This is a genomic window from Micromonospora sp. ALFpr18c (assembly GCF_008868155.1).
Classification (GTDB): Bacteria; Actinomycetota; Actinomycetes; order Mycobacteriales; family Micromonosporaceae; genus Micromonospora.
The window spans coordinates 18789-28499 of the sequence record NZ_WBKR01000065.1 but is presented as its reverse complement, the minus strand read 5'-3'; the positions used below and the strand labels follow the sequence as shown (position 1 = coordinate 28499).

General features: G+C 73.1%; 11 protein-coding genes. 6 read left to right on the top strand and 5 right to left on the bottom strand.

From position 1 onward, the window contains the following. The first annotated feature begins 123 nt into the window (after window positions 1-123). Window positions 124-903 (top strand): endonuclease/exonuclease/phosphatase family protein, encoded by a 780-nt coding sequence (locus F8271_RS14280; RefSeq protein ID WP_151490257.1) that lies wholly within the window; start codon window positions 124-126, stop codon window positions 901-903. 73 nt (window positions 904-976) lie between these two features. Beyond that, a complete protein-coding gene (locus F8271_RS14275) occupies window positions 977-1402 on the top strand; it encodes a fasciclin domain-containing protein (RefSeq protein WP_151490256.1) in 426 nt (141 codons plus the stop codon). Window positions 1403-1408: 6 nt separating this feature from the next. Here the strand turns inward: F8271_RS14275 and F8271_RS14270 are convergent, their stop codons facing one another. Next, complete coding sequence (locus F8271_RS14270; protein ID WP_151490255.1) at window positions 1409-2410, bottom strand: tyrosine-type recombinase/integrase; 1002 nt, start codon at window positions 2408-2410, stop codon at window positions 1409-1411. A 60-nt stretch (window positions 2411-2470) separates the two neighbouring features. On the opposite strand from F8271_RS14270, the gene F8271_RS14265 reads away from it, so the two are divergent. Beyond that, window positions 2471-3145: an AAA family ATPase gene (locus F8271_RS14265; protein WP_151490254.1), complete on the top strand. Its 675-nt coding sequence runs from the start codon at window positions 2471-2473 to the stop codon at window positions 3143-3145. Between the two features lie 110 nt (window positions 3146-3255). Here F8271_RS14265 and F8271_RS14260 read toward each other — a convergent pair whose 3' ends face one another. After that, the gene (locus F8271_RS14260) at window positions 3256-3552 is read right to left on the bottom strand and encodes a hypothetical protein (protein WP_151490253.1); all 297 of its coding nucleotides are present in this window, start codon (window positions 3550-3552) and stop codon (window positions 3256-3258) included. Between the two features lie 390 nt (window positions 3553-3942). Between F8271_RS14260 and F8271_RS14255 the strand changes: the two genes are divergently transcribed. From F8271_RS14255 to F8271_RS14245, 3 genes are all read left to right on the top strand, one after another. Further along, window positions 3943-4512, top strand: coding sequence for a hypothetical protein (locus tag F8271_RS14255; RefSeq protein WP_151490252.1), 570 nt, complete (start codon window positions 3943-3945; stop codon window positions 4510-4512). A 194-nt stretch (window positions 4513-4706) separates the two neighbouring features. Continuing rightward, window positions 4707-5312, top strand: coding sequence for a LuxR C-terminal-related transcriptional regulator (locus tag F8271_RS14250; protein ID WP_225854529.1), 606 nt, complete (start codon window positions 4707-4709; stop codon window positions 5310-5312). Window positions 5313-5435: 123 nt separating this feature from the next. After that, a complete protein-coding gene (locus F8271_RS14245; RefSeq protein ID WP_151490250.1) occupies window positions 5436-6020 on the top strand; it encodes a response regulator transcription factor in 585 nt (194 codons plus the stop codon). A 19-nt stretch (window positions 6021-6039) separates the two neighbouring features. On the opposite strand, the gene F8271_RS14240 is transcribed toward F8271_RS14245, so the two are convergent. The 3 genes from F8271_RS14240 to F8271_RS14230 form a co-directional block, all read right to left on the bottom strand. Next, the gene (locus F8271_RS14240) at window positions 6040-7794 is read right to left on the bottom strand and encodes an ABC transporter ATP-binding protein (RefSeq protein ID WP_151490249.1); all 1755 of its coding nucleotides are present in this window, start codon (window positions 7792-7794) and stop codon (window positions 6040-6042) included. Then, window positions 7791-9518 (bottom strand): ABC transporter ATP-binding protein, encoded by a 1728-nt coding sequence (locus F8271_RS14235; protein ID WP_151490248.1) that lies wholly within the window; start codon window positions 9516-9518, stop codon window positions 7791-7793. The genes F8271_RS14240 and F8271_RS14235 overlap by 4 nt, the downstream gene beginning before the upstream one ends. 73 nt (window positions 9519-9591) lie before the next feature. After that, entirely contained in the window at window positions 9592-9711 is a 120-nt protein-coding gene (locus F8271_RS14230; RefSeq protein WP_013734295.1) for a SapB/AmfS family lanthipeptide, read from the bottom strand.

Here is a 9711-nt window from a genome sequence, read left to right as displayed (position 1 = left end):
CTCACCGACCCCGCGTACGCCGCAACCACACCCCCAACGCGCCAACCGCCACGAACACCAGCACGGAACACAGCAGCACCTTGACCACCCGGCAACCCTGCCACGGGGACGTAGGGTGCAGGAGTGCGCCTGGCCACCTTCAACCTGCTGCACGGACGATCCCTCACCGACGGGCTCGTCGACTCCGACCGACTCACCGCCGCCATCGGCGCCCTCGACGCCGACGTGCTCGCCCTGCAGGAGGTCGACCGCGACCAGCGCCGCAGCGGCAACCTCGACCTCACCGCCATCGCCGCCCACGCCCTCGACGCACCCCACCACCGCTTCGCCGCCGCCGTCGTCGGCACCCCCGGCGAACAGTTCCGACCCCTGCGTCACGACGACGACGGCCACGGCGAACCCTGCTACGGCATCGGCCTGATCAGCCGCTACCCGGTGCGCAGCTGGCAGGTCACCCGCCTCAAGCCGGCACCCGTGCGCTCCCCGGTCTACGTGCCCGGCCCCCGCGGCGGCCTCATCCTGCTGCACGACGAACCCCGCGTCGTCCTCGCCGCCGTCCTGGACACCCCGCACGGCCCCCTCACCGTCGCCGCCACACACCTGTCCTTCGTCCCCGGCTGGAACGCCCGCCAACTCCGCCAGACCGTCCGCGCCCTGCGCGCGCTACCCGCACCCCGCGTCCTGCTCGGCGACCTCAACCTGCCCGCCGGCCCGGCCCGGCTCATCTCCGGCTGGCAACCCCTGGGCCGACGCCCCACCTACCCCGCCGGGCAACCCCGCGTCCAACTCGACCACGTCCTCGCCGACCGGCACGCCCTCGACCAACTGCCACCCGTCCGGGCCGTCACCGCTCCGCTGTCCACCATCTCCGACCACCGGCCCCTGCTGGTCGACCTCGGCTGAAGTCACCGACCACCGCGGCCACGAATGAACGCACCACCGTCGACACCGACGGCACCCCCACCATCGTCGGCAGTTGGCGCCCCAACCGCCAGAAGCCCTACTCCGACCCCGTCACCGCCACCACCACCGCACCCTGGGGCAACCCGACACCCCCGGCCAACAACTGCGCACCCCATGGGAGACCACCCACGCCGCGCAGTACACCAGCGACACCGACGAGTACGCCTACACCACCGCCATCGACACCCTCAGCGACCGCGTCCCACACCTCAGCACCGGAGCCCACTCGATCGACGAACTGGCCACCACCGGCACCGTCACCACCCTCGACGGCGCCACCCTCACCGCCGTCCGCACCGGACCCACCACCCGCCTCGCCGACCGCGCCGACACCGTCTGCGCCGACTACCGGGCCACCAACGCCCGCATCCACCTCATCAACGCCGTCCTCGGCCCACTGCCCGTCACCGCCGACGGCACCGGCCACCGCGCCCACTGACCCCACTCACTCCCGGTCCACCGCCACCAGAGCCGCCAACGCCCGGTTGGTCCGGTTGGCCCGCACCGCGTCGCGCTGCTGCCCGGCCGTCACCTCGATGTACGTCTGCGACGACGCCAACGACGCGTGCCCCAGCAACCGCATGATCTCCGCGGCGCTGGCACCGTCCTCCGCCAACCGCGTCGCGAACGTGTGCCGCAACGCGTGCAACCGCGCCCCACGCGGCACCCGGTCACCGATGCCCGCCCGCCGGTAGCATGAATCGACGAGATACTGCAGCCCACCACGGCGCAGCGGCTCACCGTGCCGATCCACCAGCAACGCCGAGTCGGGGCGTACCGACCGGGCCCCGAAACGCCGACGGCGACTGTCCAGATAGTCCAACACCACCCGATCCAGATCCGCCTCGATCGGCACCACCCGGGGACGCCCACCCTTGCCGGTGACCTCGACCCGCCGCTCACCGGGCCGCCCCGTCAGCGACCCGACCCGCAGCGCCAGCAGCTCCGACAGGCGCAGCCCCGCACACAGCGCCACCGCCAGCACCGCCACATCCCGCTCCGGCCACGGGTCACGCTGGCGGCCGTCGTCGCGCGCGACCGACGCCAGCAGCACCTCGGGGGTGTCCGCGCCACGCAGCGGCTTCGGCTGGGGGAGTAGCGCACGGGGCCGGCCGACCGCGGGCATCGGATTGCCCGCCACCACCTGATCGGCGACCAGGAACGTGAAGAAACTGTTCCAGGTGGACCAGGCACGGTGCACCGACGCGGGCGCCCGGGGTGCGGCGAACCGGGCGAACGCCGACCGCAGCACGCGGGGGGAGAGGTCGGTGATCGACAGCTCGTCGAGGGGGAGGGGAGTGGCGTCCCCGTCGGCGACCAGGGCGGCCACCGCGTACAGGTCCCGCCGGTAGGCCGCCAGGGTGTGCGGGGAGGGCTTGCGGGTGGCCCGGGCGGTCAGGAACTCCTCGATCAGCACCCCGAGCGATTCGTCCTTTTTGTCATGCATAAGGGATATTATGCAGCACTTTCGCGTTCCCGGGAAGCGCGGGGAGAGGGGGAGAAGACCATGCCCGAACCACTGCGGTACGTCCTGACCGGAGCGCCCGGCGCCGGCAAGACGACTGTGCTGGAGGCGCTGCGCCACCAGGGATACGCCACGGTGCGGGAGGCCGCCACCGACGTCATCGCCGAGCGCCAGGCGCAGGGCTGCGCCGAACCATGGCGCGAGCCGGCGTTCGTCGACGCCGTGCAGCGCCACCGCCAGATCGAGGCCGACGGACCCCCAGTCGCCCCCGTCGATCATGGACTTGTGGTGGCGGATGAACTGCGCAATCAGGGTGACGCCGGGCACCACAACTCCATGATCGACGCGAGTCTCCTGCGGCGGCCGACGCGGCTGTACGACCGGTCGCCCCTGTGCACGCTGGCCCTGGCCCGACACCTGGGCAGACCAGTCGGCCCGACGCTCGCCGCCGAGGTGGACCGGATCGCGCGGCAGCGCATCTACCAGCGCACGGTGTTTCTGGTCAGCCCGCTGGGCTTCATCACCCGCACGGCCGCACGCCGGATCAGCTACGCCGAATCGCTGGCCTTCGCCCGCGTGCACGAGCAGGTGTACGAGGCGTACGGGCACCACCTGGTCCATGTGCCGGCTGGGCCGGTCCCGCAACGGGTCGCACTGATCGAGGAACACCTGTCCGCGCTCGGCGGGGGAAGCCTCGGATCGCCTAACTTTACATAATGTGCATTATCGAATCGGAGCTTCGGCTCGGCAGAGGCACCAGAGCGCCCGTCACGTGACGGACGGGCGGTACGCGACACGCCGCCGGATGCGTTGGCGTGTCCACATCGCTACGATGAGTCATCAAACTTGAGCGGAGGGGTCGTGCCCGCGTGCGAAGTCCCGTCGATGGAACCCCGCCGAGTCCTGTGTCGACTCGATCCGTCCCGCTCGTGACCGATCGGATGCGCAGGGTCGCCCGGCGGATGGTGCTGATCCTGGCCGCCGTCGGTGCCGGCTTCGTGGTGGCCGTTCTGTTTCAGGGCCCGGCCGCCGCGGATGACGGGGTCGGCGGCGAGCGTCATCAACGGACCGGTGTCGTCGAGCGGGTCGTCCGGCTCACCGTCGGAGACGGCATCGAGCGGCACCGTCAGCGGGATGCGGGGGCCGACGACCGTCAGCAGGATCTGCCCCCCACCTCGCGGGTAGGGGTCGCCCCCGCGCCGCCACCGATGTCGCCCGAGGGGTCGAGTCGAGGTTCGGCTGGGTCGGTGGCGCTCCCCCGCGTCGCCTCGTCGGTGACGCACCGTCCGGTCGAACGGGACACGATCCGGCCTGGACCGCGGTCGGCGGCGGCCGTCCGGGTCGGCCATCGCCCGCCTCGCGATGCCGGCCCCCGCGATGCCGGCCCCCGCGACGCCGGCCCGTCGCGCCGGGGCTTGACTCCCCCGGCACCAGGCGTGGCTGAGCCGGTCGGTGCGGTTCCGCTGACCCGGGCACACCCGCTCGTGGCCGCGCCGCCGGCGATCCGGCCTGTCATGTCGTCCACGGTAGATCTGGTCAGCGCCTCGGTCGCGCAGGTCGTGGGCGTCGTGGACCGGGTGCCGATCCGGCCGGTCATCGTCGTGCTCGGTCGCATCACCGATGTCGTCCTGTCGCCGGTTCTCGGCGCGGTGGTCGTTGCGGCGCCGGCGCGGCTGCCCCCGCTGGTGGGGCCCGGGCTCCGCGCTGTCCCGGTGACCGGTGCGGCGTACCGGCGCGCCCCGGTCCCACCGGTCGATCCTGCGCTGGCGCCGGTACGCCCCGTCGAGCTGCTGCCGGCGGTGGCCGTGCCGGGGCCGGCGTCTGTCGTCCACGGGCCGCGCATGGTGTCTGCGGCGGGTCGTCCTGTCGCGCGGCCCGGTCGGACGTCGACTCCGGCGGGGCTTCCGGGTTTGCCCGTCACCCCCGCCGACCAGGACGCGGCCGGTGTCAACGACGGGTCGGCGCCCACGCCCGGGCTGGTGTGGGCGGTCGTCCGGCAGGTGGCCGCCGCCGCGCAGACCTATGATCTCGGGCTCGTCGTCCTCGGGACCCGATCCCCCTCGGTGATCGCCCGACCTGGCTGAGGTGGCCGGTCGGCCCTTGGCGGCTGCTCTGTTCGGCAGGTTCAGTCGCTGGGTCGACCGGTGCCCGGGCCCGTTCACGAGACGGTGCCCGGGTCCGACGCCTGCCCGCCTGTCATGCGTGGACGGTCTGCTGGACCCTGTGGGTGATCCGGGGTGGTGGCTGTCTGGCGCGTACCTGAGATCGGAGAGACGTGGTGATCCACGTTGTCATCGCCGAGGACATGGGTTTGTTGCGCGGGGCGCTCTGCGCCGCGCTGTCGCGTGAGGAGGACATGGAGGTGGTCGCCGATGTCGAGGGTGTCGGCGAGTTGTTGACTGTGGTCCGGCGGTGCCGGCCGCAGGTGGTGGTGCTCGCGCTGTCGCCGGATCTCCCCGATCCGGTGGAGGTGGTCGCCGCGGTCCGGGCGCAGGCGCCGACGAGTGCCGTGCTGGCGATGAGCCGCCGGTGGAGTCCGGCCCTGGTGGAGGCGGCGCTGGCGGCCGGTGCTCGGGGCCTGGTCGGGAAGGACGGCTCGCTGGAGGAGTTGGTGCGGGTGATCCGCACGCTCGCCGATGGGGAGCGGGCGATCGATCCAGTTGCGGCGGCGGCGGTGCTGTGGCCGACGGAGAGCCCGTTGACGCCCCGGGAGGTGGACGTGCTGCGGATGGCCGCTGAGGGTCTGCCGCTGAAGGATATCGCTGTGCGGCTGCACCTGGCGCATGGGACGGTGCGCAACCATCTGTCGGCGATCTTGCGCAAGACCGGTGCTCGTAACCGGTTGGAGGCGGTGTGGCGGGCGCGGAGGGACGGCTGGTTGTAGTCGTCCGGGGGGCGGGTGCGGGGTGTGCTCGGGCCCGCTCCCCCAGCGTGCGGACGTTTGATTCGCGTGTTTGAATGCGTACGGTTGCGTGATCGTCGGTCGGGGTGCAGGGAAGGGTTCGAGGTGATCCGTACGCTGCTCGCGTTGGACGGCGCCCTGGTGCTGGGTGCGTTGTCGTTCGTCCTGGCTGCCGAGGACGACATCCGTGTGGTGGGCAGGGTGGACCGTGTCGCTGCGGTTCCGGCTGCCGTGCTCGCCCACCGGCCCGATGTGATGGTGGCCGACCTGGACTTCATCCAGGGGGTCGAGGCGAGTCGTCTGGGTTCGTGTCCGGTCCTGGTGCTGGCTCACCCGCGTCGGGCGGGGCGGCTGCGGGGGATGTTCTGCGCGACCCGGATGGTGGGTGTCCTGCGGTGTGACGTCGCTCCGCAGCGGGTGATCGACGGGGTTCGTCGGCTCGCGCGGCGGGAGCCGGTGCTCGACGCGGATCTGGTGGTGGCGGCGCTGCACTCGGATGGCCCGTTGACCGATCGTGAGACGCAGGTGCTGTCCCTGACCGCTGCGGGGGCGCCGGTGGCGGAGGTCGCGGTGTCGCTGGGGTTGAGCTGTGGCACCGTCCGCAACCATCTCGGTCGGATCGCCCGCAAGGTTGGGGCGCGTACCCGGGTCGAGGCGGTGCGTGTCGCGCGGGAGGCGGGCTGGATCTGACCCTCGCCGGTGCGGTGGTTCAGGCTCGTGGCGCCGGGGGTGACATGGCGGGTTCGTCCCAGCAGCCGACGAGCTGTCGGTAGGTGGCCGAGCGGCTCAGGAGTTGCTCGTGGGTTCCCGTCGCGGGTTCGTCGCCGTCGAGGACCAGCAGTCGTTGGGCGCGGATCGCGGAGCTGATGCGGTGGGCGATCACGATGAGGCTGCCGGGGCGGTGGGCGAAGGCGTGCTCGACTGTCGCTTCGAGCGCCGGGTCCAGGTGGCAGGTGGCCTCGTCGAGGATCACCAGTGGGGCGGGGGCGAGCCAGGCCCGGACGGCGGCGATGAGTTGCCGTTCGCCGCTGGAGAGCAGGGTCGGGGTGATCGGGGCGGCGAGGCCGCCGAGGCGGGTGGCCAGGGGGCGTGCGCCGAGCGCGTCGAGGGCGGTGTCCAGGGTGTGGTCGTCGGCGTCGGGTCGCAGGTAGCGGAGGTTGTCGGCGAGGCGTCCGGTGAAGATGTAGGCCTCCTGGGGTACGAGGACCCGCATCCGGGCCAGGGCGGCCGGTGTGGTGTCGGCGACGGGCTCTCCGGCGAGGTGGACGGTGCCGGCCTGGGGTGGTGTCAGGCCGGCGATCAGGGCGGCCAGGGTGGATTTGCCCGCGCCGCTGGGGCCGACCACGGCGAGGTGTTCCCCGTCGGCGAGGGTGAGGGAGAAGTCCTCCAGGACGGGTCGGGAGCGTGGGCCGTAGCGGAAGGTGAGTCGTCGGGCCTCGATGGCCGGTGCGGCGCTGCTTCGGTGGGTCGGTGTGCGGGCGGCGGGTGCCGGCGGGTGGGCTGCGGTGGTGTGCGGGTTGGTGCGCAGGATGTTCTCCAGGGTCACGACGTAGCGCAGTCCCCCGCCGCCGATGCCCTGCACGAGGGTGTGCAGGGCCGGTTGCAGGCCGGTGGAGACGTAGATCAGTGCGCCGAGCACCGCGCCGGCGGTCAGGCCGCGGTCGACCAGCCACGGTGTGGCGGCCAGCAGTGCCACCAGTGGCAGCCAGCCGCCGATGCCGAGGCTGAGGCTGCGGATCGCGGCCATGCGGGCGAGGGTGCGTTCGGTGGCTGCCTGCGCGGACACCCGGCGTTGCACGTCGGCCGTGACGCGTGCCTGGGCGCCGCAGGCGAGCACGTCGCGGTGTCCGGTCAACGCGGTGGCTGCCGACTGGCCGAGGTGTTCGCCGGCCCGGACGTAGGCGCGCTGGTGGGCGACCATCGCCGGCAGGGCGGCGAGGAAGATGGCCAGGCCGACGAGCATGGGCGTGGCGGCGAGCGCCGCCACCGTCGGGGCCAGGGCGAGCAGGCCGATCAGGGCCGCGCCGGCGGAGAAGACGAAGCCGCGGGTCACCATCAGCAGGCCGGCGAAGGTGTCGCGGACGATCTCCACCTGGTGGGTCAGCCGGGTCACGGTGGCGCTGTCGGGGTGGCCGCCGGTTCGGGTGGCGTCGTGCAGTGCGTTCCGGACGACGCGTGTGGCCAGGTCGTCGCGGAACGGTTCGACGACGGCGCCGAGGCTCCGGTAGGTGCGGCCGGTGGCGGTGGCACCGAGCAGTACGGCCACGGCGAGGGCACCCAGCCAGGTCAGGCCGGTGACGGGCCGTCCGGCCAGGAATCCCTGGTCGACGGCGCGGGCGATCAGGTAGCCGGAGAGCAGCGCGGGCAGTGACTCGACGAGCGACCAGCCGCAGAGGCGGGTCAGCTCGCGGCGGTGGGCCCGTACCGCCCGCCAGGTCTCGTGGCGTACGCCGGGACGGGTCACGGTTCACCGCTGGTGGGTTGGAAGACCGCCCGGTAGTCCGTGTCGGTCCAGAGGAGTTGGTGTGGTGCGAGGGCGCGCAGTCGACCGTCGTCGAGCCAGGCGACCAGGTCGGCTGCGGCGGCGGTCGCGGCTCGGTGGGTGATCACCAGCCGGGTGCGTTCGCCGGGCCGTCCGGTCACCGCCTGGGCGATGCGGTGTTCGGTGGCGGTGTCCAGGTTGGAGGTGGCGTCGTCCAGGATGAGCAGTCGTTCGGCGGCGAAGGCGCGGGCCAGGCCGAGGCGTTGGGTTTCGCCTCCGGAGAGGGGTGTGGTCGCCAGCGGGGTGCGGTAGCCGTGGGGTAGCAGTTCGACGACGTCGGCGACGGCGGCCGTGCGGGCGGCGTCGAGGACTGCCGGTGTCGCGGGTGTGGGGTCGGGCGGCGGCGTCGCCGATTCGGCCGGCATGGCCATGCCGATCGCGTCGTGGATGGTCGCGCCGATCAGCACGGGCCTGTCGAAGGCGTAGCCGACGGCCCGGCGCAGTGCCGTGGGGTCGAGGTGCCGCAGGGGTACGCCGTCGAGTCGTACGTCGCCGGCGTCGGGATCGTGCAGCCGTCCCGCCACGGCGGCGAGTGTCGACTTGCCGGAGCCGGACGTTCCGACGACGGCGATGGTGGCGCCGGCCGGGACGTCCAGGTCGATCCGGTCCAGGATGGGTCGGCCGTCGTCGCTGTGTACGCTCACGGCGCGCAGTCGCAGCGCGCCGCCGCCGGGTGGCAGGGGTCGGTCGCCGGTCGGAGCGGTGGGCTGGGCGAGCAGTTCGGCGACCCGGTGCGCGCCGGCGCGGCTGCGGACCAGGTGGTTCAGTGTGGCGAGTACGCCGCCGAGTCCGGCGCCCATCGCCGCGTAGCGGACTGCGGCGACCAGTTGTCCCGGCGTCAGCCAGCCGGCGGTCAGGGCGTACCCGCCGACGGCGACGACGCTCAGGTGCAGCAGTGGGGCCACGGCGGAGGTGCGTGCGTTCGCGCGGGCCAGCAGGTCCCAGCCGCGGCGGCCGTGCGCCGCGAGTTCGGGTAGGGCCGCGAGGACCCGTTCCTGCTCGCGGTGGGTGGTGGCGGCGGCGGCGATGGTCCGGGCGCCGGTCAGGGACTCCAGCAGTCGGCCGGCGATGGTGCCCAGCGCCCGCTGGTAGCTGGCGGTCACGGCGGAGGCGTCGGAGACGAAGGCCCGCATGAGGGCGGCGAGCAGGGTGAGGCCGGCGAGCAGGGTGAGGCCGAGTACCGGTTCGATGATGGTGAGGGCGACGACGCTGCCCAGGGGCGGGATGACGGCGACTGTGGCCAGCACCACGGCGTTGCCGGCTTGTCCCGCGTCGGCGGTCTGGCTGACCAGCCGGCCGACGAGGTCACCCACCGGGTGGTGGCGGGTGGCGCGGACGTCCAGCGCGAACAGGTGCCGCAGCAGGTGGCGGCGCAGGCCGGCGGTGGCGCGTGCGGCGCCGGATCCGGTGGCCAGGTCGGTGAGGGTGTCGACGCAGATGAGGACGACGACCAGGGTGCAGGCGGACACCATCCACCAGCTGGGGCCGGTGGTGAGGGCGGCGTCGACGGCGCGGCCGAGGGCTGCGGGCAGCAGGAGTTCGGCGGTCGCGCCGAGGAGCGCGACCGCGGCGAGCGTGGCGGTCCAGCCGCCGCCTGCCAGGACCGTGCGCCGGAGCAGTCGGTCCCCCACGGCGAACGTCGGCATCGGTCCTCCCGGGTGCTACGCGGTTGCCCTGGGCGGGTACGTCTACCCGCCCAGGGCGCCACGTGCGGATGGATCAGTTGCAGGTCGTGACGGAGAGCGAGCTGTCGCCGCAGAGCAGCAGGCTCGCCCGGCTACCACCGCCCGTGCGGTCGGCCGGAGCCATCTCCAGGCCCTGGAGGTCCAGAAGCGCCAT

Bases quoted from the DNA above. Each gene is read 5' to 3' on its own strand.
- F8271_RS14270 (WP_151490255.1), bottom strand. From the start codon at position 2,410: ATGCATGACAAAAAGGACGAATCGCTCGGGGTGCTGATCGAGGAGTTC.
- F8271_RS14265 (WP_151490254.1), top strand. From the start codon at position 2,471: ATGCCCGAACCACTGCGGTACGTCCTGACCGGAGCGCCCGGCGCCGGC.
- F8271_RS14255 (WP_151490252.1), top strand. From the start codon at position 3,943: ATGTCGTCCACGGTAGATCTGGTCAGCGCCTCGGTCGCGCAGGTCGTG.
- F8271_RS14235 (WP_151490248.1), bottom strand. From the start codon at position 9,518: ATGCCGACGTTCGCCGTGGGGGACCGACTGCTCCGGCGCACGGTCCTG.
- F8271_RS14230 (WP_013734295.1), bottom strand. From the start codon at position 9,711: ATGGCGCTTCTGGACCTCCAGGGCCTGGAGATGGCTCCGGCCGACCGC.